Annotated in this window: 21 protein-coding genes; 13 read left to right on the top strand and 8 right to left on the bottom strand. The window is 63.5% G+C overall.

Translation table 11 applies throughout. From position 1 onward, the window contains the following. Window positions 1-107: 107 nt before the first annotated feature. From HH308_RS28020 to HH308_RS28040, 5 genes are all read right to left on the bottom strand, one after another. Window positions 108-653, bottom strand: a complete 546-nt coding sequence (locus HH308_RS28020; protein WP_170197580.1) for a TetR/AcrR family transcriptional regulator — start codon at window positions 651-653, stop codon at window positions 108-110. 164 nt (window positions 654-817) lie between these two features. Beyond that, window positions 818-2,101, bottom strand: coding sequence for a lipase family protein (locus HH308_RS28025; protein ID WP_170197581.1), 1,284 nt, complete (start codon window positions 2,099-2,101; stop codon window positions 818-820). A 448-nt stretch (window positions 2,102-2,549) separates the two neighbouring features. Next, the gene (locus HH308_RS28030) at window positions 2,550-3,671 is read right to left on the bottom strand and encodes a nitric oxide synthase oxygenase (protein ID WP_170197582.1); all 1,122 of its coding nucleotides are present in this window, start codon (window positions 3,669-3,671) and stop codon (window positions 2,550-2,552) included. Window positions 3,672-4,361: 690 nt separating this feature from the next. After that, window positions 4,362-5,387, bottom strand: a complete 1,026-nt coding sequence (locus HH308_RS28035; protein ID WP_170197583.1) for an aspartate-semialdehyde dehydrogenase — start codon at window positions 5,385-5,387, stop codon at window positions 4,362-4,364. A gap of 55 nt (window positions 5,388-5,442) precedes the next feature. Continuing rightward, window positions 5,443-6,708: an aspartate kinase gene (locus HH308_RS28040; protein ID WP_170197584.1), complete on the bottom strand. Its 1,266-nt coding sequence runs from the start codon at window positions 6,706-6,708 to the stop codon at window positions 5,443-5,445. Window positions 6,709-7,060: 352 nt separating this feature from the next. Here HH308_RS28040 and nhaA point away from each other — a divergent pair, with 352 nt between their 5' ends. From nhaA to HH308_RS28060, 4 genes are all read left to right on the top strand, one after another. Continuing rightward, window positions 7,061-8,359 (top strand): Na+/H+ antiporter NhaA, encoded by a 1,299-nt coding sequence (gene nhaA, locus HH308_RS28045; protein WP_170197585.1) that lies wholly within the window; start codon window positions 7,061-7,063, stop codon window positions 8,357-8,359. Window positions 8,360-8,412: 53 nt separating this feature from the next. Continuing rightward, window positions 8,413-9,603, top strand: a complete 1,191-nt coding sequence (locus HH308_RS28050) for a glycosyltransferase 87 family protein (protein WP_376767302.1) — start codon at window positions 8,413-8,415, stop codon at window positions 9,601-9,603. Window positions 9,604-9,776: 173 nt separating this feature from the next. Beyond that, entirely contained in the window at window positions 9,777-11,975 is a 2,199-nt protein-coding gene (locus HH308_RS28055) for an ATP-binding protein (RefSeq protein ID WP_170197586.1), read from the top strand. 29 nt (window positions 11,976-12,004) lie between these two features. Further along, window positions 12,005-12,637 carry a response regulator gene (locus HH308_RS28060; RefSeq protein WP_312870880.1) on the top strand — a complete coding sequence of 211 codons (633 nt, stop codon included), beginning with the start codon at window positions 12,005-12,007 and terminating at the stop codon, window positions 12,635-12,637. Between the two features lie 28 nt (window positions 12,638-12,665). On the opposite strand, the gene HH308_RS28065 is transcribed toward HH308_RS28060, so the two are convergent. Continuing rightward, window positions 12,666-12,974, bottom strand: coding sequence for a response regulator transcription factor (locus HH308_RS28065; RefSeq protein WP_170197588.1), 309 nt, complete (start codon window positions 12,972-12,974; stop codon window positions 12,666-12,668). A 223-nt stretch (window positions 12,975-13,197) separates the two neighbouring features. Here HH308_RS28065 and HH308_RS28070 point away from each other — a divergent pair, with 223 nt between their 5' ends. Both HH308_RS28070 and HH308_RS28075 read left to right on the top strand, forming a co-directional pair. After that, entirely contained in the window at window positions 13,198-15,393 is a 2,196-nt protein-coding gene (locus HH308_RS28070; RefSeq protein WP_170197589.1) for a sensor histidine kinase, read from the top strand. Window positions 15,394-15,410: 17 nt separating this feature from the next. Next, complete coding sequence (locus HH308_RS28075; protein WP_312870881.1) at window positions 15,411-16,097, top strand: response regulator transcription factor; 687 nt, start codon at window positions 15,411-15,413, stop codon at window positions 16,095-16,097. Window positions 16,098-16,769: 672 nt separating this feature from the next. Here HH308_RS28075 and HH308_RS28080 read toward each other — a convergent pair. Then, window positions 16,770-17,180 (bottom strand): hypothetical protein, encoded by a 411-nt coding sequence (locus HH308_RS28080; RefSeq protein WP_170197590.1) that lies wholly within the window; start codon window positions 17,178-17,180, stop codon window positions 16,770-16,772. Between the two features lie 402 nt (window positions 17,181-17,582). Here HH308_RS28080 and HH308_RS28085 point away from each other — a divergent pair, with 402 nt between their 5' ends. From HH308_RS28085 to HH308_RS28115, 7 genes are all read left to right on the top strand, one after another. Further along, window positions 17,583-17,888 (top strand): LuxR C-terminal-related transcriptional regulator, encoded by a 306-nt coding sequence (locus tag HH308_RS28085; protein WP_170197591.1) that lies wholly within the window; start codon window positions 17,583-17,585, stop codon window positions 17,886-17,888. A gap of 109 nt (window positions 17,889-17,997) precedes the next feature. Further along, on the top strand, window positions 17,998-18,666 hold the full coding sequence (locus HH308_RS28090) for a response regulator (RefSeq protein WP_170197592.1): 669 nt from the start codon (window positions 17,998-18,000) through the stop codon (window positions 18,664-18,666). Further along, window positions 18,621-19,841, top strand: coding sequence for a sensor histidine kinase (locus HH308_RS28095; RefSeq protein WP_170197593.1), 1,221 nt, complete (start codon window positions 18,621-18,623; stop codon window positions 19,839-19,841). Before HH308_RS28090 ends, HH308_RS28095 begins: the two co-directional genes overlap by 46 nt. After that, window positions 19,838-20,887, top strand: coding sequence for a DUF8320 family protein (locus tag HH308_RS28100; RefSeq protein WP_170197594.1), 1,050 nt, complete (start codon window positions 19,838-19,840; stop codon window positions 20,885-20,887). Before HH308_RS28095 ends, HH308_RS28100 begins: the two co-directional genes overlap by 4 nt. A gap of 220 nt (window positions 20,888-21,107) precedes the next feature. Then, window positions 21,108-21,605, top strand: a complete 498-nt coding sequence (locus HH308_RS28105) for a hypothetical protein (RefSeq protein WP_211188945.1) — start codon at window positions 21,108-21,110, stop codon at window positions 21,603-21,605. Between the two features lie 155 nt (window positions 21,606-21,760). Further along, window positions 21,761-22,039: a LuxR C-terminal-related transcriptional regulator gene (locus HH308_RS28110; RefSeq protein ID WP_170197595.1), complete on the top strand. Its 279-nt coding sequence runs from the start codon at window positions 21,761-21,763 to the stop codon at window positions 22,037-22,039. 299 nt (window positions 22,040-22,338) lie between these two features. Further along, on the top strand, window positions 22,339-23,163 hold the full coding sequence (locus HH308_RS28115) for a hypothetical protein (protein WP_170197596.1): 825 nt from the start codon (window positions 22,339-22,341) through the stop codon (window positions 23,161-23,163). 104 nt (window positions 23,164-23,267) lie between these two features. Here the strand turns inward: HH308_RS28115 and HH308_RS28120 are convergent, their stop codons facing one another. Beyond that, a complete protein-coding gene (locus HH308_RS28120; protein ID WP_170197597.1) occupies window positions 23,268-23,846 on the bottom strand; it encodes a TetR/AcrR family transcriptional regulator in 579 nt (192 codons plus the stop codon). Window positions 23,847-23,866: the final 20 nt, after the last annotated feature.

Genomic DNA, 23,866 nt, shown 5'->3' on the forward strand with positions numbered 1-23,866 from the left:
ATTCTGCCCTCGGCGACCTGCTATTTTGACGATTTTCCCACGCCGGCTCTCCCGGACCACGACGCCTCCGCCACCGACGTCACTACACCCCACCGCGGATCAATCATCTAGGGCGAGACGGCACGCACAATCCGGGCGACGGCCTCGTCGATGCTCACCGTCGGCTGCAACAGGTGACTGAGAACCAGCCGGATCATGGTGTCCACCAGGGACTCCGGCGGATCACCCAGCGCCTCGGACAAGGCCCGGGTGGCCTGTGCCAGCACAGCTTCCGGGCGCACCGTGAGCAGCTCCAGAAGCTCGACGTCGTGGCCCTGCAAGACAGCTTTCAACAGGACGTTGGACTCCCCATACACCAGGGCGAAACGTGCAGCAGCGCCGACGGCGTCGGCGACTGCCCCGGGGTGAGCCGCGATGGCATCGCGCATGCCGGTCAGGAACCGGTCCGCCTCGCGGGTCACCACGGCTTCACCGAGCTCGGACCTGGTGCCGACGTCCTTGTAGAGGCTCTGGCGTGGTATCCCGGAGCGCTGGGCGACCTTGGTCATGGTCAGCCGGCCCCAGCCCTCCTCGGTGATGATCTCGACGGACGCATCCAGCGCTCGTTCGAGGCGCAGGGCCCGGAGCTCGTCATAAAATGCCGGAGCTGTCATTGTCCCAGCCTATGACAATTCGGCAACGGATGTCATGCCGAGATACAGCCCACGACATCTCCCATCAACGCCGCGGCTTCGCCTTCGTACCACGGTAGTCGCCTGTACGACTGCGACCACCGTGGTATCAGCGGACTACCGTGGTACGAACGTCGAAGTCCGGGCTACTCGAAATTCGACATCAGGAAGTTCATCCCGGGCAGCAGCGTCGTCAACATCGGCAGCGCGTGATTGACCACGAGTCCCGGGAAGATCGGCGGGATTCCGTTGCTGACCATGGTCACATCGGCGCCCTGAGCCTTCCAGTCCCGGTAGAGCTGCGCGACCTGTCCATACGGGATCACGTCGTCGTTGAATCCGCCTTCGAGGAGCACGGGCGCGTTGGGCTTGAGCTTGCCGATGCGCTGGTCGTCGACCATCTTCGCCACCTCCGGGTAGCGCTTGATCACCGACGACAACGACTCACCGGTCCTCGTCCACTGATTGGTGCGCTGGAATCCGAAGCTCAGCCCGGTGTCACCGATGCACTGTGTCGCAACGGCTTTCAGTGTCGCCTTGCCCTGCGCATTGGTCTCCTTGGCCAGGATGGGCCCCAGTTTCGGGTAGCGCGCGGCCAGCCCGTTGATCGCATAGCCGATACCGCCGACGATGAACGTACCGTCGATGCGGTCGATCACTTTGGCGAGATCGGCCGGCGGCGCGCCGGCGTAAGTGGCTTTCACGTTGAGGTCGGGCGCATAGGTCGACGCCAGTTCGGCGGCCGACGCCGCCGCGCCGCCACCCTGCGAATAGCCGGCCAATCCGATCGGAGAGTTCTTGGGCGCCTTGGCAATTCGGAGTGCGGCCCGCGCGGCGTCGAGCATGGCATGGCCTTCCTCCGCGCGGTTGACGTAGGTGTGAATGCCGGGGGTGCCCATGCCGATGTAGTCGGTCATCACGACGCGAACTCCGTTGAGCAGCAAGAGGTTCATCTCCAGGCCCGAGTAGTTGACGGCGAGACTTGGCTTCGACGGATCGATGGACATCGGGAAGGAGATCATCTTCGACCCGGCACACTGATCGCCCTGGCCGACGGTCCCCGGCCCGAGGACGACCGTCGGGCGCGGCCCCCTGCCGCGCCACGCGGCCGTCGGCTCGACGACGGTGCCGGTGACCGCCGCGGGCTTGCCGTCCTGGTAGGTCGAGGTGTACATGATGCGAGTGCCGGTGCCCGGCCACTGGTTCGGGATGCCCGGAATCTGCAGAAGCAGCGGCGACGGCTGGCTGCGGATGATCGACCCCGGCGTGTCGGCGAACTTCGTCGGCGGCAGATAGAAGTCGGCGGCCGACGCCGTGGGCGCCACCGCTGCGGCCACCCCGACCGCGGCAGCGACGCTGGTCACGACGGCGGCGAGCCGTCCGATCACAGAAGTTGAACGGTTAGAGATATTTCCCCGATTTTGTCTCACGAGCTGGTAACCTACCTCACTTTCAGGCAATTAGCTACCCATCGGTAACACATATTTCCCGCGCCGGTGTCGACGAAATCATGAGCTGTTCGAATGAGTTTGGTGAGGTCAAGCCATCAGCGCGCGCGGAGAGCTACGTCGGTAACGACATACTGCGGTAACCAGATGCCCGCGGCGGTAACCCTGCCACGCTGCGCTGGTTACGTCCGCGGGAACCGGCTACCGCCGCGGGAGTTCGACGACCGCCGCGTGAACGCAGTCCGCAGCGGTAAACGCACCCCCGACGCGGTCTCGGCGCGAGTCGCCCCGCTGCACCGTCGGGACCGAACGATCCGCTGGGTACCGGTGCTACGTACGAGGCAACCCATCGCCAGCCGCTCCGTCGACACGGCGACGACGGCGGCACCGGCAGACCGCATCCACCCACCCAATCAGCGGCGACGCTTCCCTACCCCTGGACGGGGCATCCATTCCCCACGCGGCCGATGAAATTGGGCCTGATGTCCAGATCCGGCGGATCGTAGTAGCGATGGAACGTCGGGGTGAGACCCGACGACATCGGCGGGTTGATCCACGACCAGTCCGTCGGGCATTCCCGACCGTGCTTCGCTTCGCGCTCGACGTGGTCGATGAACTGTTTGGCGACGGTGTGATGATCCACCATGATCACTCCCGCCGCCCGATAACTGTGCAGCACAGCGATATTCAGCTCCACCAAGGCGCGGTCGCGCCACAGATTGCGTTCGCTGCGGGTATCGAGGTGCAGCTTGTGCGCAATCGTCGGAAGCATGTCGTACCGATCGGCGTCGCTGAAGTTACGCGCACCCACCTCGGTCGAGACATACCAGCCGGAGAACGGCGCGAGCGGAAACGTCAGACCGCCGACCGAGAAGTCCATGTTCGAAACTGCTGGAACCGCATGCCATTTCAGGTCGAGCTCGGCGAACCAGTCGTACTCGGGATGACTGATCGGCACCTCCAGCACCGCATCGCGCGGGACGTCGAACCAACTCAACGGCACGTCCGGCGTCGAAATGAGGACAGGCAGAACGTCGAAGCGAGTGCCTTCGCCGCGCCATCCGAGCCGGGTCACCATCTCGGTGATCTCGACGTGCGCCGGGTCCCCGGTGATCGACCCGTTGTCGTTGCGGTAGCCGGCGTAGCGAATCAGCTGCGGTGAGAGTATCCGGTACTCGCGACCGTCGCCCAGCGGCAGCGGTCCGACGCTGATCACCGACTGCAGCGCACCCCCGTTGGACGCCAACCGAAGGTGTTCCCAGCATCCCTCGGCGATCGCCTCGGGCGTCCTGGCGTCGCGCAGATCGAGCAGTTTCAGCGTCCGCCAATGCTTGCGCCCGACGCATCGCGCGTGGTTGCGCCACGCCAACTTCGCGCCGATGAGCAGCTCGTCGGCGGTGAGGTCGTAGGTGCCCGACGCCGCGAACTCGGCCAGCGCTTCCCGACGCCGCGCCGCGGTCGCAATGCGATTCACCTCAGGGAGATGGAAGAACTCGTCACACTCGGCGAGCTGTTTTTCGCTCACGCCGACCACGGCGTCCAGAATACTCACAACGAAGATGGTAGCCGGTGTGAGATGGACTCTTGACTACGATGAATGTCATTCAAAACGACGCAGATGCGACCTCGGACGGGCCTCCGCTGCCGCAAACTCGGCATCGTCTGTGCGTCCGCGCCGCGCCCGGTTTCGACTCGGCTTCGCCTCGCTCAACCTTGATCCGCCGATGGTGGGCCCTCTCCGCTGGTTGAGCCGCGAGGAGCGCTAGCGACGAGCGTGTCGAAACCCCTGTACCACAATGCATTTGATGGAAGAGCACGTGTCGAACTGTGAGGGAATCGAACATCGAGGCGTGTGCATCCGACAGGTGCACACGCGACACTTGCCGGGTGAGAGTCGCCGATATCGGCGCGGACCGTCGAAAGTCGTTGTGGCTGAGAGGTTTCGACACGGACTCGGCTAGCGCTACTTCGACTCGGCTAGCGCCTCGCTCAGCACGGCGCTCGTCCGGCTCAACCAGCGAGATGAGTTCTCCATCGGTGAATCCACGCTCAACCAGCGGAGGGGCGGCTCGACATGGAGGACCCAAATCCGCCGGTTGAGCCGGCATTCACCGTCGGCAGGCTCCCTCCGCTGGTTGAGCCGTGAGGAGCGCCAGCTAGCGCGCCGTGCTGAGCGAGGCGATAGCCGAGTCGAAGTGACGACCGCGTCGAAACCCCCAAACCGGTGCAGCTCGCCCCGGACCTAAACCAGCAGCTCCGCGATTTGAATCGTGTTGAGTGCAGCGCCTTTTCGAAGGTTGTCACCGGAGACGAACAACGCCAGTCCCCGACCGTCCGGCACACCCGGATCCTGCCGGATACGCCCGACGAGCGAGTTGTCCTTGCCCGCGGCAGCCAATGGCGTTGGCACATCGGTCAATTCGACGCCCGACGCCGACGCCAGGATCTCCTGCGCCTGCGCCACCGACAGCGGCTCGGCGAATTCGGCGTTGATCGACAGCGAGTGCCCGGTGAATACCGGCACCCGCACGCAGGTACCGCTCACCAGCAGATCGGGCAGGCCCAGGATCTTGCGCGACTCGTTGCGCAGCTTCTGGTCCTCGTCGGTCTCGCCGCTGCCGTCGTCGACCAGCGCGCCAGCCAACGGAAGCACGTTGAAGGCAATGGGCGCAACGTATTTCACCGGATCGGGGAACGCGACGGCGGAACCGTCGTGCACCAGCTTCTCGGCGTCGTCGATGCCGGCGCGTACCTGCGACGCCAGCTCCGCCACGCCGGCCAGACCGCTACCGGACACCGCCTGGTACGACGACACGATCAGTCGCTGCAGGCCCGCGGCGTCGTGCAGGGGCTTGAGCACCGGCATCGCTGCCATCGTGGTGCAGTTGGGGTTCGCGATGATGCCCTTGGGCGGATTCTGCGCCAGTTCGCCGTTCACTTCAGACACGATCAGCGGCACGTCGTCGTCTTTGCGCCAGGCCGACGAGTTGTCGATAACGGTCACACCCGCGGCGGCGAATCGCGGTGCCTGCTCGCGCGACATCGTCGCACCGGCGGAGAACAGCGCGATGTCGAGTCCGGTCGGGTCGGCGGTCGCCGCATCTTCGACGACGATCTCCCCGTCACCCCACGGCAGCGTGCGCCCCGCGGAACGCGACGACGCGAAGAATCGCACCTCATCGGCGGGAAAATTGCGCTGCGCCAACAGGGTTCGCATGACGGCGCCCACCTGTCCGGTCGCGCCGACAACACCAATACGGATACCCACAGTCACATCTCCCGTCGCTTCGTAGTTCTTGAGCCCGGTCGAAGGGCTCGCATGATCATCGGCCCGTTCCCGCGTACACCACGGCCTCTTCGTCGCCGCCCAGGTCGAACGCCTTGTGCAGCACGCGCACGGCGTCGTCGAGTTCGGTGTCGCGGCAGAGCACCGAGATGCGGATCTCCGACGTCGAGATCAGCTCGATGTTGATGCCCGCTTCGGCGAGTGCCTCACAGAACGTCGCGGTGACGCCGGGATGGCTCTTCATGCCTGCGCCGACGAGTGAGACCTTGCCGATCTGATCGTCGTACAGCAGTTCGGAGAAGCCGATGACGTCTTTGAGGGCGGTCAGCTTCTGCACGCCGAGCGGTCCGAGCTCGCGCGGAAGAGTGAAGGTGATGTCGGTCTTGCCGGTGTCGACCTTGGAGATGTTCTGCAGCACCATGTCGATGTTGATGTCGGCGTCGGCGATGGCCCGGAACACCTTGGCGGCGTTGCCCGGAGTGTCGTCGAGGCCGACCACGGTGATCTTGGCTTCGCTGCGATCGTGTGCGACGCCGGTGAGAATTGCATCTTCCACGGGGATGTCCTCCATTGAACCGGTCACCATGGTGCCGGGCTTGTTCGAGTACGACGAGCGCACATGTACGGGAACGTTGTAGCGGCGCGCATATTCCACGCAGCGCAGCATCAGCACCTTCGCGCCGCACGCAGCCATCTCCAGCATCTCCTCGAAGGAGACGTTGGACAGATGGCGGGCGTCGGGAACGATGCGCGGGTCGGCGGTGTAGATGCCGTCGACGTCGGTGTAGATCTCGCAGACGTCGGCGTGCAACGCCGCGGCCAACGCGACGGCGGTGGTATCCGAACCGCCGCGGCCGAGTGTGGTGATGTCCTTGGTGTCCTGCGAGACGCCCTGGAAACCGGCGACCAGCACCACCTTGCCCTCGTCGAGGGCGTCGCGGACACGGCCGGGAGTGACGTCGATGATCTTGGCCGAGCCGTGGCTGCTGGTTGTGATCACGCCGGCTTGCGAGCCGGTGAACGACTGTGCCTCGGCGCCCAGCGAGCTGATCGCCATCGCCACGAGCGCGTTGGAGATGCGTTCTCCCGAGGTGAGGAGCATGTCCATCTCGCGCGGCGGCGGCGACGGGTTGACCTGCTGGGCCAGGTCCAGCAGCTCGTCTGTGGTGTCACCCATTGCTGAGACAACGACGACGACGTCGTTTCCCTGCTTTCGGGTCTCGACGATGCGCTCGGCGACTCGACGAATCCGTTCGGCCGTCGCGACCGAGGATCCGCCATATTTCTGCACGACTAGTGCCACGCCGTTGAACCTTTCCGTTGCGCTTTACACATTCGCTCTGCAACCTTACCGGGGCGCCCGACCTGTCCTGAAATGCGGCGTATCGCGATCGACTGGCCGCTTTGACCCGACGGCGGGTTTCCCGTCATCCGCCGGCCGAGCCGGCCAAGGCGCGAACCCCGCTCCGGGTGTACCACCCTTCTTGGCGCCGGCGTGACCGGACATCGACGCAGTCGCGCTCGGGTAACCACCTGCCGGCGCGGGTCAGCCACGAGATGCGGCTTGTTCGGGTGAGAGCGGCTATCGTGATCCCCGGTGTGCCGGGAAGTCTGGTCGGCGAGTGCAGAGTCATGTCGTCAACCGAGAGGTATCCGTGTCAGAGTCGAGTCGCCGACTGTTCACTAGAGGTTCGTGGTCGGAGACCAGCCGCGTCGCCGACATCCTCCGCAAGGAGACCATCGGCGGAATCCTCGTGCTGCTCGCCGCGATCGTCGCGCTGATCCTCGCCAACAGCCCGGCGTCGAACGCCTACCACCGCCTGATGGCCGCGTCGATCGGGCCGGATGAACTGCACCTGGATCTGTCGATCGGCGCGTGGGCGGCCGACGGACTGCTCGCACTGTTCTTCTTCGTCGTCGGACTGGAACTCAAACGGGAATTCGTCGCGGGCGACCTGCGCGAGCCGGCGCGAGCCGCACTCCCGATCGCTGCCGCGGTCGGCGGGATGGTGGTGCCCGCGTTGATCTTCGTCGGCTTCAACGTCGGCTCCGACGACGCCGCGCTGAGCGGCTGGGCCGTGCCCACCGCCACCGACATCGCCTTCGCCGTCGCGGTGCTCGCCGTCGTCGGAACGCACCTGCCGTCGGCGTTGCGGACGTTTCTGCTGACCCTCGCCGTCGTCGACGATCTGCTCGCGATCATCGTCATCGCCGTCTTCTATTCGTCGCAGTTGAACTTCGCCGCCTTGGGACTCGCACTGATTCCGTTGTCGCTGTTCGCGATTGCGGTCCAACGTCGGATTCGGTCATGGTGGCTGCTCGTGCCGCTCGCCGTCGTGACCTGGGCGCTGGTGCACGCGTCCGGGATTCATGCGACGGTCGCGGGCGTGCTGTTGGGGTTCACGGTTCCGGTGATCCGCAGCGACGCCGCGGGCGGCCCCGACGCCGGGCCGGGCCTGGCCGAGCATTTCGAGCATCGCCTGCGGCCATTGTCGGCGGGCGTCGCCGTTCCGTTGTTCGCGTTCTGCGCGGCCGGAGTCACGGTCGGTGGACTCGCCGGGCTGCAACGCGCCCTGCACGACCATGTGACTCTCGGCGTGATGGTCGGACTGGTCGTGGGCAAGGCCGTCGGCGTCTTCGGTACGACCTTCGCTCTGGCGAAGTTCACGCGAGCATCACTCGACGACGGATTGCGCTGGCCCGACGTCGGGGGCGTGGCGATCCTCGCGGGCATCGGATTCACGGTGTCCCTGCTGATCAGTGAATTGGCGTTCGACGACGCCGCGCGCGTCGAACACGCCAAGGTCGGGGTGCTGCTCGGCTCGGTGACCGCGGCGCTCATCGCCGCGGTGGTGTTGCGCCTGCGCAATCGCTCGTATTCGCGGCTCGCCGACGTCGAAGAGGTCGACGACGACCACGACGGCATACCCGACGTCTACCGCGACCGGGCGTAGACGCCTTCCCGCTCGATCGACGCCGAGCGCATACCATCGCGGGTGTGCCCGGAATCGTAGAAGCCGACGCCACCCGAACTGAGACGACGCCGTTTCTCGTGCGGCACGCCGATTGGCTGCTTCCATCCGTCGTCTTCCTGGCCGTCCGCATCATCGGCCTCGGGGTGTTGGCCCGGTTTGCGCAGTTGCGAGGACTGAATCTCGGGTCGACGCTGGCGGCGTGGGACGGCAAGTGGATGCTCGCGATCGCCGAACACGGTTATGCGGGTGTTCCCTACTCTCAGACCGACGCACGGGGGCTTCATCTCGCCGAGACCGCATACGCATTCTTTCCCGGCTATCCGTATCTGGTCCGGATCGTCGACAAGTTGCCGTTCGTCACCGCCTATGGCGCCGCGATCTTCATCAACGTGATTCTGGGGTGCCTGGCCGCAGTCGGCGCGGCGCGGCTGGGTGCGTATTGCGCGCGTCGGATGTCGTCGCGCTCGGACTCCGACGCACCTGACCCGACGTCGGTGGGCCTGATCCTCGTCGTGTTGTTCGCTGCCGCGCCCATGGGCATCGTGTTGTCGATGGCGTATACCGAGGCGCTGTTCTGCGCGCTCGCCGTGTGGGCACTGATCGGCGTCGTCGAGCATCGATGGTTGCTCGCCGGGATCTGCGCGGGACTGGTCGGGCTGACACGTCCGACCGCGATAGTCGTCATCGGGGTGGTGATGTTGGCCGCACTGCTGGCGCGGCGCGACGGCCCGCGCGCGTGGGCGGCAATTGCGTTGAGCCCGTTGGGCTTTCTGGGATACCTGGGTTTCGTGTGGGCCAAGACGGGCTCGCCCACCGGTTGGTTTCGCATTCAGACCGAGGGCTGGGGAACCCAATTCGATTGGGGCGCAGCCACTCGCGTGTTCATCAACGACTCGTTGCTCAACTCGGCCGAGATAGCTCCGGTGGCGACGTCGTGGATCATCATCGCAACACTCGGACTCATCGTCGTCGCGGTGTGGAGCAGGCTGCCGTGGCCGATCCTCGTCTACGGGACCCTGGTCGTCGCGTCGATCGTGTTGTCGTCGGGGCTGATGATGAGTCGGGCGAGGTTGTTGCTGCCCGCCTTCGTGCTGCTGATTCCGGTCGCATATTCGATCGCACGCTGGCGCCCGCCCGCGGTAGCCGCCACGCTGATCGTGATCGTCGCGGGCAGCTCCTGGTTCGGCGCACACATGCTGACCGTGTATCCGCACGCGGTGTGAGGTCGGATTATCGACTACCCTGCTACTTCTCGACTCGGTCCCAATAGTCTGAGCACTAGAAGGAACGTCTCCCCATCGATCGGAGGCAGCCATTGTCACAGCGAAACGGCGCGGCGAACGACGGCCCCACCTCCATGGACACTCTGGTCACCCTTCAGCATTTCTTACGATCGGTGGCCGTTACCGCACTGCATGCCACCGGCTGCTTCGTTGCCGTTCTCTACCTGATCGACCCTACCCGAACGATGCGCGGGATAGGCGTCTGCGCCGTATTCGCCGCGTGGTTCGGCATGCGACTCATCACCGGGAACCGTCATCAGATACTGGTGATTGCAGATCTCGCCGTAATTTCGTTGTTCTTGCTCTCGACGCCGTGGCTCATGGTCGAGCCATCACTCGCGACCGGATCGGACATCATGCTGGCGGTCGCCGGGCTCGCGGTGTTGGGGATCGCGCTGGCCTATCCGCCGCCCATCTCATTGCCTAGCGCCATATTCATCGCCGCGATGTACGGCATCGGCATATCGCTTGTCGCAGGAGCGCCCGTGCCGTGGCATGTGTTCTCCCTCGACTTCCTGCTCGTCGAGTGGGCGCTGATGGCCCTATGTCGCCAGAAGCTGTGTCGCGCAGCGATAATCACCGATGACCTGCTGCGAGTGGCGGGCGAAGACGAGGTCGGCCGGTCCGTCGCTCTAGCCCGCCTGCGATCGGCGCGGAAACAATGCGCGGTCATGCACGACACGGCCGCGTCGACGCTGTTGATGGTTGGGCAAGGCTCGTACGGCAGCAGAACTGCCCTCGCCCGCCAAGCGTCCCGAGATCTCGCGACAATCGATCGATTCACGTCCGCCGTCGATTTCCCGACCGAGTCAATCGATATCGTCGAACAACTCGGCCTCCTCGCAAGACAATCCAGTACCAGCGCCCGAGTGCTAGGTCGCACACAGGTATTACTCGATTCCACAACCGCTGAAGCGGTTATCGGTGCCGCACGAGAAGTATTGTCGAACGTCGACCGCCATGCGCACGCAAATCGAGTCGAAATCATCGTCGGCGACGACCGAGTCGAAATATCGGATGATGGTCGAGGGTTTCCTACCGACTCAACACGCGTTGCCGAACGCTTCGGCGTACGCAACTCCATTCTGAACAGAATGGAAGATGCTGGAGGCGCAGCCACGATCGACAGTCGGATCGGCATCGGCACTACCGTCGTCCTCTATTGGCCGCGCTCATCTGCCGATCACACTCAGGCGTCGATCCTTGCCGGCGCCGAGACGACGAAACGCCTCTCCGAGAACTTCGGGTATTCGCTCGCCGCAATAGCGGTCGTCGTGGTTGTGGCGCAGTCATGCAGGGCGGTAATCAGTGAGTCCGCACAGAGACCGGCCGAGATCCTCATCATGGCTACCGGCGTGCTGTTTGGAATCGTTGCGGCATATGGTGTGCGGCGTCGCATTCCAGAACCCGCGATCTGGGGAATGGTGGCGGCGACGATAGCACTGATACCGTTTCAAGTGTGGCTGACCCCGGTCGATCTCTTAGGGACCGGACGCAATTGGGCGTTCAGCACGGTGGGATGGATCATCGTCGCATTGATGTACCGGCGTCCGCCGCGCCAGGCGATCGCGGTCCTCGTCGTTCTGTGGACGGTGGCTTCGGCCTCGCTACTCGTCGCCGACCCTTCACGCTCGATCATCGTCCTCCTCGGCTACAACCTGGCGAGCGTGGGCGCGGTGCAGGCGCTCGGCTTCCTCGTCAATCACTACCTCCTCCGATCCGCTGCGGTCGCGAACGACCTCGAGTCAGATCATGTGCGCCGACTCGCCGAAGAAGAAGCAGAACAGGCGATTGCGCGGGACATATCGGATCGGTACGCGGCCATCTCGACATCGCTGATTCCGCTCTTGCGTCAACTCGCAGATCCCGCGGTAGACCCGGGTGACCCGGAACTGCGCTCGGCAGCGTTGATCGAAGACGCTCGACTGCGACGACTGTTCGCCGAAACGGATGCCGCCGGGCACCCTTTGCTGCTCGAACTTCAGCCGATGATTCGGCGCGCCGAAGACCGTGGAGTCGCCGTCACCGTCGACACCCTCGGCGCGCTCCCCGCTGTACCGCCGGACGTCCGCGACCTACTCTTGGTCGCCGCCTCGGTGACGTTGACGCAGGCAGATTCCCGCGCGCGGGTTGTCTTCACCGGGTCGGAAGACGACATCACGATCAGTATCGTCGGCGACTGCGGCGAGGATACTGCGGGCGAAATCGGTCGGCTGATCGGAGTCACCGTCGACGTCGTCGACGGATTGGCCTGGATCGAGCTCACGGCATCCACAACCGGAATACCTCGGCATAAGGAGCTCGCAGCATGATCGCCACTCAATCAGCGGACCGTATTTCGGTGGCGATCATCGATGACCACGCGATCATTCACGATGGGATCACCGGATGGGTTGCCGATGCGACCGCGCCTGCGATAGGCGTCGTCGGCACCTACGAGAACATCGAACAGTTCGATCTCGGCGACAGTAGCGCCGATGTCATAGTTCTCGATCTTCAGTTCGGGACGGGAGCGCCGCAGCTCGCTTCGGTCGCTGATCTCTGCAAACGCGGTCTGCGTGTCATCGTCTTCTCTCAACACACCGCGAGCCACATCGTCATGGAATGCCTCGATCTCGGCGCCGTCACCTACCTGTCCAAAGCGGAAGGCCGAGTACACATGCTCGCCGCGATCCAAGCCGCCGGTACCGATCAGCCGTATCTCTCCCCTACGATGGCTAAAGCGATCGCGGCGGACGATTCCACTAAACGGCCAGATCTATCGGAGCGCGAGAAAGAAGTCTTGATCAGCTGGTTTCAGACCGAATCGAAAGAGTTGGTCGGAAAGCGCTTGTTCATCACCGAGGGAACTGTCAAGACGCATCTCGGCAGAATCCGCACCAAGTACGCAAATGTGGGGCGATCCGCGCCGACGAAGGCGGCGTTGGTCGCTAGGGCGATTCAGGACGGGTTGATCACGGTGGACGAATTATAGGTCCGCGTATCGACCTGCGATGCGGGAATCACACCGCGATGTCGAACCGTCGCGACGACTCCGCATTCTGCTGGTCGATCACATCAGCGACGTCCGCGATGGTGCAATATCCGTCCTCGACGGCGCGCACGAAAAGCGCGACCTTCGACGGAGCGGGCCGTCCGGCCGCCGCGTACTTGTCGCGTATCCGAGCGAGATGAGTATGGACGGTCGCTTCGGTGACGAACAATTCCACGGCAACATCGCGCTTCGAATCACTGATGAGCCACGAACGCAGTACCTCGATCTCCCGGGTACTCAACATGCAGCGACCTGCAATGAATCCTCGCTCGGGCATGACCGATCCTTTCGTGCCGCGGTCCGCTCGGGATCACGACTGCAACTTACGACTTGCGGGTGCTATGGCGTCGACGCCACAAATGTGTCGAGCAACCGAGGGTATCGAGCGATCCGATCAAGGAAACAGTCACCAAAAGTAGGTGACAACGTTCGGTCGCGTAACGAAATCATTTTCAGGAGCGGTTATCGTCTGCCTCCCGGTCAAGTGGTATTACCGTAAGGTGCCGGTCACCGACGTAGGGGGAATACCCGCTTCGCCGAACGCGAAACGTCGAGTTCACGTTCGGCTGGCGTCCCTCGTCGTGGTGCTGGTCGTCATCTACCTGGCGACCTACGGTGCGAACCGCTTCACCACCGGTACGCCCGGCGTCGCCGACTGGTGGCCGCCGACCGTCGCGGTCTCGATCACGATCGCAACGGCTGTTCTATCGGTGGCGACGGCCCGACGGTCGACCCGGTCCATAGTCCGTGGATCTGCGATATTCGCCGCGGTCTACGCGGCTTGTTACGTCGCGTGGTTTGCGGCGTGGGATGGCCGGATGGTGCCGCCGGACATCGCGGGCTGGCTCGAAGGCTTGAGTGTCGTCGCAAGTATCGCTGCCGCCATCGCATGGCGCACGCGCGATGCGATCGTTTACGCCGTCGCAATGACCGCCCTCACTCGGTTCGTGTACTACAGTGCCGTCGCACCCCACGGCGGCAGGTTCATCATCGTGGTACTGACCGGAAACCTGGTGCTCTCCGTCATCTGTGCGGCCGCGTCTCGAATCGCGATTGCAGCGGCCAACGCCGTCGACGCGAATTGGGTCGCAAACCATAGGCTGGCCGCTCGTGACGCCGCCGAGCGAGCACGCCAGGAGGAGCGCGGCCGCGTCGGCGACCTTCTACATGACTTCATTCTGGCCGCGTTGCTTGCCGCGGCCCGACAGCCGGACGACGATGCCGTGCGAGACGAGGCGCGGCAAGCACTCGCGCAACTGGACCAGTACTCGGCGGAATCACCGCCGACGACGGCCGGGAGCGCTGCGATCGACAAGATCGCAGTCTCTTGCCAGGCGGCAGGCGACGTCCACCTGATCATTCGTTCCGCCGAGAGTGAATATCCGGGACCCGTCGTCGACGCGATAGCCGACGGAGCGCGTGAGGCGGTTCGCAATAGTCACCGTCACGCGGGCCGAGACGTCGACGTCGTCGTGACCATCGATGCCGGCCCAGATCACCTCGTCGTCGACGTGACCGACGACGGTCCTGGATTCGCCGGCACGCCGGCGGGGCGATACGGCTTGGCGAGAATGCGTGAGCGCATGGCGTCGGTACCCGACGCCACGTTGCGTGTCGAGAGTGATCGAGGCACAACTGTTCGCCTGACATGGAGCCGACCCTCGACGTCGTCGCAGATGACGCATACCGGGTTCCGCGATCTGCTGGACCTGCACGACGCGCACATGTGGGCCGCGGTGGCCATGCTCGGTGTCGGCAACACGGTGATCGTGGCGACATACGCTGGCGCTGCCATCCCGGTCTGGTCTAGTGCCGCCGCAATCATCTTGGGATGGGTGGCTGCCTACTACCTGTTCGTACCGCTCGCGGATCCGTTGCCGCTCGTCCCGGCTCTCGTCGTCGCGTGCGGAATCCCATGCGCCGAAGCGCTTTTACTGCTGACGGCGACGCCGCCTGTCACGAGCCAGATGCTCGGGGCCGGATACGTGTCCGTCGCGTACGCGATTGGTCTGGGCCTTCGCGGGCGATTGTGGGCGGCGACCGTTCTTACCGCAGCGTGCGCTGCTACGCCGGTGATGTTCATCGACCGCACCGGCCAGTCGATGGATTACTGGATCGGCGAAGTCGTCTCGTGGGCCGTCGGCCTGTTTCTGTGCGTATTCTTCGCGCGCACCATTCGTCCCCTGATGCGTAGCTTGCGGCGCCTTCAGGCTGAGTCCTATCTCCGTCATGCGAGCGCTGCCGAGAGTTCTTCGGCAATAGAGCATCGCAAACGGCATCTGGCGAGGGTGGATGAACGCGCGCGGCCGATATTGACCCGAATCGTCGAAGAACCGTTGTCGCCAGAGCTTCGGCAGCACTCGGCGATCACCGAAGCGCAGCTCCGCAGCGCACTTCGCGCACCCGGATTGATCAACGAGGCCCTGGACAGTGCTGCATATCAAGCTCGCGTCCGCGGAGTGAACGTTGTCCTCATCGACGACAGCACACGCGAAGCCTTCGACGACCGAGCCGCGTTCGAGCGATTCGCATCGACCGCCGCGACGGCACTCGGCGAGGCAGGTCGATCGACTAGGGTCACGATCCGTCTGACGCCTGAACATTCCGGCCCACGGGCAACTATTGTGACAACGCGTCACGACGATACGGTGCGCCGAATCGGCGTCGACTCCTCTGGCGCGGTGAGCGACCGATAGTGAAGGTGATTCTGAGCGTGTCTGACTTACTTGTCGAACTGGGAGAGCCGAATCGGCGGATAGCGGTGGTCGAAGATCACGCGATCTGGGTTCGCGGATTGGCGGCACTGCTCCGATATGAAGGTTCAGTTCTCACTGTCGAGCACTTCTCCACAGTGGACGATCTTGTCAACTCAGCGGGGATGTTCGATCTGGTCATTCTCGATCTCATCCTCGGCGACGCTACCGAACCCACCGAAAATGTCGACAGATTGAACGCCGCGGGGCACCGCGTATTGGTGATCACCTCCGGCGAGCGGCCCGAGCTGGTTCGGGCGGCTGTACGAGCAGGTGTGCTCGGCATCGTGCGAAAGTCCGAGCCCGACGAGGTCATCGCGGGCGCTGTCGAGAGCGCCCTTCTCGGCGAACCTGTCGCGTCGACCGATTGGGCGGCGGCTATCGACTCCGACGGTGAATTCGTTCCGCAATTGAGTCCTCGCGAACGTGAGGTGTTAGCGATGTGGGCGTCTGGCGAAACGGCCAAGAGCGTTGCCGAGCTTCTCGGGGTGTCGACCAATACGGTCAACGTCTATCTTCGGCGGATCAAGGACAAATACGAGGCGATCGGACGACCCGCGCGAACCAAAGCCGAACTTCGCGCCGCCGCACAGCACGCCGGGCTCTCGCCTCGGCCCTGGTGGAAGCCGACGAAGCGAGGGCATTGATCAGCTGCTGCGCGTCGGCCGAATGGCACTGCGCCCGCGCGGCCAATGCCGCCGTACTGACGTCGTCGCCGCAGGCGTGATCGACGCCAATCGCACGCAACGTCCTGCCCGCGGTATTCGGCGCCCGCCTACAAACGGCTCTCAGCAGAGAGCCGCACCCCTCGTAGACTCAATCACAACTGTCGGCATTCACGTCAAGACTGCAGCGACCTGTCAACCGTCGGTCGTATTGATCGAATCTAGGACTGACTGCGCAAAGAGATGCGAATCATCGAATCTACCCGTACAGACAAACTCATATGTCTTCACCTTGCTGCCCGTATAGTAACCCCAATCGAAGGTACCGCGGTCCTCGAAGCTCGGATCGAAGTCACCTGTGAGATTGTGAGTCCAATTGAAGTTGACACCCAGGTCCGGCATTCCCTTCGCGGATTCGCACGACTCTTTTGCATTCTTCTGAAGCACGGGATCTCCCGAGTACTGGTCGGCAGCAGAAGTACTACAAGCCATCAAGAGCGATACGCATGCGACACCAACGCACGCGACTCGCAGTTTCTCTCTCATCAACATACCTTTCAATCGATACCGATACAGCTATCTCGTTGCGTTCTACCGAGCGAAGGTCATTCGTTCTGACGCATCAGTGCCGATCATCTCCACTACGCCATAGGTTCAGACCATCCCCTCAGGGTTATCTGCGGTGGCCGGTGGAGCCTGACTTCCACTACCGCCGTCGACGGGCGAGTCATCCTTGCGCGGAAACAGAGTCTCCAGAATAGGATTCTCGCGGCGCTTGGTTTCGCTGATATCTTCGGGAAACGAGCGGAAGTACCAAAAGACTGCAGCCGCCCCGGCGGCCGCTATGAGAACCAGAATCCACAGTCCGAACGCCTTCACAAATACCACTACGATCGCGAGGCTTGCAACGACGCCCAAAAAGATCTGCAGAACACCCGGCAGCCTTCGATAGAAATGGCCAATCACGCCGAACATCGCCAGAATCACACCATCGGCAATACTTTCGATAACATACAAGATCAGTCCCACCACAAGTAGCAGTCCGATCAATATCACAATTTCCATGGTCAGCCTTACTGGTCAGTTGAATGATATGGAATACTGTCACCTCAGAACAGCCGGCTCGAGTGTGCAGGTTCGCTTCAAATCAGCGGCCGTGGGTGTTCCACAGAAGTTACGATAGTGAGCCGAGGAACACGGATCCATCGACCAACCGGGTTACACCTCTGCAACGAAGGTGGACCGTTGCGGCCGCGAAGACCCCACTGGCAAAAGGCGTGTCATCACGACGGAAAGCCGAAATGTTAATCACCGTCGCACAAATGGAGGACAATGCATCTACAAAACCATTCGAACACTGAACTAATGAAGCCCCAACTTCTGGGGACACAGAAAATCTCGGCTGCCGCGGCTCCCATGCGTGCAATAGCGTTTCGGACAACGGATCAGTCCCGACAGGAGGCAGCCATGCATTGCACCGCCCCGACCACCGATCTCAGCGGCCGCGAGCAGGAAGTTCTCATCCACTGGCTCGGCTACGCGACCAAGCAAGAGGTCGCGCGCGAACTCTTCATCACCGAGTGCACCGTGCATACTCATCTTGCCCGGATCCGAGACAAGTACAGCGCCGCCGGCAGACCCGCGACCAGCAAGATCGCACTGCTGATCCGCGCCATCGAAGACGGCCTGTGCACGCTCGACGACATCGCGGCCGCCATCGACCGCAACCAATTCGCCAGCTCAGCCATGGCCCTTGAACGCCACATCGCGTAGTCGCACATCGAAATGCCACGGCCCTCGCACCACCGATATGTCCGATTCCGCACATCGAATTGGGAGGTTCCTGATAGAGCGCTGAGAGTCGTCGGGGAAGATGGTCTCCATGACGGAGGCGGCCCCCAACACGCGCATCGGGATCGTGGACGACCATGATCAGATCGTCCGCGGCATCCGAGCGACGTTCGACGATCAGCCCGACCTGGACCTAGTCGCCGCGGCAGGAACTGTGGCCGAATTGCTTGCTCTCACGAAGAATCTCGCCCTCGTGCTCCTCGACTTGCGCCTCGGCGACGACAGCACCCCCACCGACAACATCGCTCAACTCAGCGCACACCACATTCCGATACTCGTCTACACCTCAGGCGACGAGCTCTTCCTCGTCCGCGAGGCAGCCAGCGCCGGAGTACTCGGCGTCGTCCGTAAGAACTCCCGCGAAGAGGAGCTGCTGTCGTCGATTCGAGAAGCTTTGCGCGGCAACGTCGTACCGAGCATCGACTGGGCCGCCGCAATCGATTCCGACGACGGCTTCGTCGATCTGTCACCGCAACAGCGTCGGGTTCTGCAGTTGTATGCCGCCGGCGAGTCGCAGAGTCGCGTCGCGCGAGAACTCGGCATCAGTTCCGACACCGTCACCGACTACGTCAACCGCATCCGAGCCCGATACACCGCCGTGGGTCGTCCCGCCCCGACCAAGACCGATCTCCTGAAACGCGCAATCGAGGATGGATGGCTGCCAATGCCCCGGCGTCGCCGCCGCAAACCACCGCGCTGACGCCCGTCGACGAGACCAACGACCGGCTCGCCGGAATCCGCATCCTTCGGTTCACCGCGGTGTTCGTGACCGTCGGCTACGCCGCCTACGGTCTCGCCGCCATACCGGTCATCGCCGACTCGACTAATTCCATGCGCACCTGGTGGACGGCCCTGGCACTTGTCGTGATCTTCGTGCCCGGGCTGTCGTTGGGTCTCGTCAGTTGGTGGGTGCCCGCCCGGTCCGTGCGTATCCTCGCCGCGGTCGCGGTGGCGGGATTCATTGTCGCAGTGGCAACATGGCCCATCGGCTGGAAAGGTACCGAAGTCAACACCACCACCGGGATCTGGTTTTCCATGTTCTTCGGCGTCACCGCGTTGACCGCGACAATCGCATTCCGCGCCCGCTACGCATTCGTCGTACTCGCGGTTCTCGCCGTGGCCAGCACAGCGATCAATCACCTGATTCGGCCTCCTGAATTGAACGACTCCGTGGTCCCCGACCTGGCCTGGGCGATCGGCTTCTCGCTGGTCTTCGTCGCTGCCGGCACGATGCTTTCGACAACCGCGTCTCTCCTCGATTCGACACGCGCGCACGCCCGTTCGGCCTCAGCGGCCGCCGCAGCCGCGCACGCCAGAGCAGCTGAACGCAGCAGGTTCGACGCCCTCACTCACGACAGTGTGATGGCCACCCTCTTGCTGGCTTCACGAGTGGGCAGCTCTCCCGAACTCACCCAGCACGCGCGCAACGCCATCGCAGACATCGAGAGAACCGCATCCGTCGACGACGACATAGCGATCGCCCCCGCGGAAGTATTCCGTCAGATTCGGTCGTCCATCGACTTGGCACACCCCGCCGTCGTCGCGACGGTCAGCCACGCGAGTCCCGCCCTGAGCCCGGTACCGAGAACCGTCGTCGCCGCGGTTTCGGCCGCGACAGCAGAAGCCGTGCGTAACAGCCGACTTCACGCCGGCTCCGACGCAGTCACCACCGTGGATGTGACCTTGCACGACGCCGCGCTCACCGTGCGGATCGTCGACGACGGCGTGGGCTTCGACCCTTCCTCCGTGCCCGACGCACGATTCGGCATCTCGGGAAGTATTCGCGGGCGAATGGCCAAGACACCTGGATGCCGCGCCGACGTCGACTCGGCTCCTGGTACTGGCACGCGGATCACCCTTGAGTGGCGCGCATGACCGCACCTCTCGCCGCCGAGGACGTCCGCGATCTTCTTGGAATGCGGACCAATTACGCCTGGGCTGTCCTCGCGACCTATATCGCGGCGATGACCATCGTTGCGGTCTATCAATTCGACGTCGTTACCAATCCCGTTCTGCTCGTTGCCGGACTGACTGTCTTCAGTGCCGCGGCCATTGTCGTCGTGCGTATGGGCGACGACCCGCTTCCCACCAGGTTGACGGTGCTTCTCGTGCTGTCCGGTCCTCTCGGTTGCGCTCTGATCCTCAGCGCAACGCCCGCGCTCGACCTGTCGTCACTCTTGTTCACCTGGATCCACGGCGGTGGGACTGCCGTGTACTGCTTCATGACCGTGCGCGGCAGGTATGTCGCACCGTGGCTGGGGTTGGTCCTGATGATCGTCGTCTGCGCGGTCTGGGCGTATCTCCGACACCTGAGCGTCATCACCGCATGTGCTTTGGTCGCCGTCGACGCCGCTCCCCTGTTCATGTCATTGATGTTCGCGATGATGTTGCGGCCAACCGCACGAACGGTTTTCGCGCTGCGTAACTACACAATCGAGCGGATCGCCCAGGCATCCGCCGACGACGCTGCCGCCGACGAGCGATCACGCCAAGCCGATCGACTTAACAGTCTCGCTCGACCGCTGCTCGGTCGAATCGCTAGCGGAAACCCACTGACCGACGACGAGCGAGGTGCCTGCGCTGCCCTCGAAGCGCACCTGCGAGACCAATTGCGAGCGCCACTTCTCGCCCACCTCGGTCTGGACGTCGCCGCTTTCAACGCACGTAATCGCGGCGTCGAAGTGGTGTTGATCGACGACTCGGCCGCCGGTGACGCCGAGTCCAGTCTCAATCCCGACGTCATCGCCGCGCTGCAAGATCGTGCGCTAAAGGCCCTCGACGCCGCAACAGCCGGTCAGATCTTCGTGCGAATCTCAGCGCCAGATCGGCCGATTGCGGCGTCGGTGCTGGTACGCCCCGAGTCGGGTGATGCAGTACGTGCGGAGATCACGCCCGACGGAATGGTTCGTGAATTCCGTTAGGAGGTGATGGAATGGTGCCGGTGGGGGGTTCTCGCTCGGGGTCGCTTACGAAATCTGTCGACAGTTGTCCCGGCAAGGGCATTCTACCCTCGGCGACCTGCTATTTTCCCGATTTCGTCACGTCGCACCGGTGCCCCATTTGACCCGTTTGGACGATACTCGCCGGTCCGACGCGTCGTTACCGTACAGAGTCGAAGCGTCGCCATTTCGAGGAGAGACAGTGAATCACAAGTCCGGCAAGAACTTTCGACTCTGCATAGCAGCTGCAACAGTTGCGGCCTCCTTCGTCGCGCCCGGCATCGCATCGGCCGACCCCATCACCGGCTCCCTCGACATCGGATCGTCGATTCTCGGTGGAATCTTCGGCAGCACCGGCAGCGGAGGCGGCGGAGGAGGAAATCAAGGGGCACCCACCGTTCAAAGCTGCAACGCTCAGACGAAGTCCGGCGGCGCCGGCGTAACCACCACCCGCTACCTCATGGGCCGCACCGGGCCGATGTCGTTCAACCTCGTGTACCACACCGAGAACATCCCCGATCGGATCGTCGTGACGTATCAGGGCCGCACCGTCGGCGACACCGGCTACGTCGGCGACAACATCAACGAAGGCCAGGGCACCTTGCGCGTACGGGTGCCCAGCGGCAACGACAGTTCCGTCGTCGTCCAGGTGACCGGCCCCAATGACACCGAATGGCACTACACGCTGTACTGCCCGTAGCCAATCCGCGACGTCGCGATTGAAACCTGTTCTCCAGCATATTGTTTCGTAACAGTCCTAACAGTGCCCCCCAAGTGCGGGCCCCGCAAATATGCGTCTCCCCCACCCGACGCCGGCACCGTAGCGTTCTTCTCACACCCACAAAGGAGGACGCTATGACTTACACGATCGCCACTCCGACCACGACTCTGAGTACCCGAGAAGTCGAAGTACTGACCCACTGGCTGCACACCGAGTCCAAAAGTGTCGTCGCAGAACGGCTCTTCATCAGCGAGTCGACCGTCCACACCCATCTCGCCCGCATCCGGGAGAAGTACAGCCTGGCCGGGCGGCCCGCCAACAGCAAGATCAGCCTGCTGATCCGTGCCATCGAAGACGGCCTCTGCACAATCGACGACATGTCCGCCACCCTCAATGAACGCGCCGCCGTCTGAGCTGACCGCGCCCGAACAGACGGTCCGCGGCACCACTCACCACCGCCCCGTGCCCGACGGCTCCCAAGAGCCACCACCGCCGGAAGGAGTATGCAATGCCCACGCACTCCCGTACAGATCGCCGCGGACCTCGCCGTTCCCGCATTGTCCGAACAACGTCCACGTCATCGACTCGCGCCGTTGTCGGCGGCCGTATCTCAGTGCGGATCGGCACGGCTGCTGCTCTGTTGACTCTCCTGGCCGTCGCTTCATGCTCGGCACCGAACACGCCGACGCCCTCTGACGCTCCTTCGTCCACGGTGACCGCACCGAAGGGCTTGGGATTCGGGACCTACAACGACATCCAGCTGGGAATGTCGTCGACCGAGGTGTCGCAGCGGGGCTACCGATTGACCATGCCTGGCACGGGTGACGGTTGCATCACTTACACGGCAACAGCGCCATCCGGCGAGTCTCTCGCCGTCGGCTTCACGGCCAAGAGCAAACGCCTGTCGACGATCGCGGCTCCCACAGGCGCAGGAACCGCGCTGGTACCGCACGACCCCACCACCGAAACGCAACTGCGCGCCGCCTATCCTACGGCGGCTATCACCCGACTGACGACCACCGGCATGGTGCAGAAGACATTCACCATCGTCACCCAGCCGAATACTTCCGGTCAGCTGTACTTCACCACCGACTCAGCCGGTCGACTCACTGCTCCGATGACCGCGCCCCGCGTCCCAATCGGATGCCCCGATCCGGTCACCACCGCCCCTGCGACGACATCGACAGCGGATGCCCCGACGCTGGGCACAGTGTGGGCGCCGAACCAGAAGGGCTACGGCGAGGTCCGCCCAACCGACGTTTACAACGGCGGCGACCCCACCGGCATCGTCGACAACATCACTTGGTCGTCGTGGGGAGGATCGACCGCCACCGGCAGCGGCACCGGCATCTACGTTCCGGACGGCGGTTACGTAGCCCAAGGCAAGCAAACGCCGGCCACGATCGTCGCCTTCAATCTCGGGCAGTGCCAGGGGCGACTCATGTACCAGGCGATCGAATGGTACTTCCCCTCCAAAGGCGAATCCTTCAATCCGAATTCCTACATCAACATCTGCACCGGCGACTATGTCCATTGACCGTGTCCGCAGGCACGGGTCAAGTCAGACAACGAGATTCGCATCGACACCCGCATAGCCAACCGCCGCCGCACGGCGGTCCGACTGTTTGACACCGACACCCCTCACCCCGCGAAACCCCGGCACAGATACTCGACGCCGTTGTCCAGCCGTTCACGCAAGTCCACCCTCGGCACCTCGACGGCCCGCTCGATTCCCTGCGCGATGATGAGCCCGTCGGCGACCATCGCCAGCGCGACACCGTTGATGAGATTCCATACCGCAAGCGCCATATCGATCGACGCCTCTTCACCGCGGCCCAACTCGGCGAGTCCGTCGGCCAGCCAGCGTAGACACTGCATCGACGTGTCGGAGAAGGTGAAGCGCGGCGACGCATACGCGAGCACCATCCACGGATGTCGTTGGTAAAGCGCCCAATCCACGTCGACGGCGATGTTCACCCGCTCACGCCACGTCCACGGACCGGGCTCGTCGATCGGGTATGGGTAGCGACGCCCGGCCTCCTCGGCCATCTCGCGTACCAGCTGATCCTTGTCGGCCACATGCCGATACAACGACATCGCGCCGACGCCGAGTTGGTCGGCCAGCTTCCGCATCGACAGTGCCGCAATCCCCTCCGCGTCGGCCAGATCTATCGCGGCGTCGACGATCACCGACATCGTCAGCTTGGCGGCCGCGGCCATCGGCGATCACTCCCTACTCC

Source organism: Gordonia asplenii (genome assembly GCF_012933505.1).
GTDB lineage: Bacteria > Actinomycetota > Actinomycetes > Mycobacteriales > Mycobacteriaceae > Gordonia > Gordonia asplenii.

Bases quoted from the DNA above. Each gene is read 5' to 3' on its own strand.
- HH308_RS28020 (WP_170197580.1), bottom strand. From the start codon at position 653: ATGACAGCTCCGGCATTTTATGACGAGCTCCGGGCCCTGCGCCTCGAA.
- HH308_RS28065 (WP_170197588.1), bottom strand. From the start codon at position 12,974: ATGCCCGAGCGAGGATTCATTGCAGGTCGCTGCATGTTGAGTACCCGG.
- HH308_RS28080 (WP_170197590.1), bottom strand. From the start codon at position 17,180: ATGGAAATTGTGATATTGATCGGACTGCTACTTGTGGTGGGACTGATC.
- HH308_RS28085 (WP_170197591.1), top strand. From the start codon at position 17,583: ATGCATTGCACCGCCCCGACCACCGATCTCAGCGGCCGCGAGCAGGAA.
- HH308_RS28090 (WP_170197592.1), top strand. From the start codon at position 17,998: ATGACGGAGGCGGCCCCCAACACGCGCATCGGGATCGTGGACGACCAT.
- HH308_RS28095 (WP_170197593.1), top strand. From the start codon at position 18,621: ATGGCTGCCAATGCCCCGGCGTCGCCGCCGCAAACCACCGCGCTGACG.
- HH308_RS28100 (WP_170197594.1), top strand. From the start codon at position 19,838: ATGACCGCACCTCTCGCCGCCGAGGACGTCCGCGATCTTCTTGGAATG.
- HH308_RS28110 (WP_170197595.1), top strand. From the start codon at position 21,761: ATGACTTACACGATCGCCACTCCGACCACGACTCTGAGTACCCGAGAA.
- HH308_RS28120 (WP_170197597.1), bottom strand. From the start codon at position 23,846: ATGGCCGCGGCCGCCAAGCTGACGATGTCGGTGATCGTCGACGCCGCG.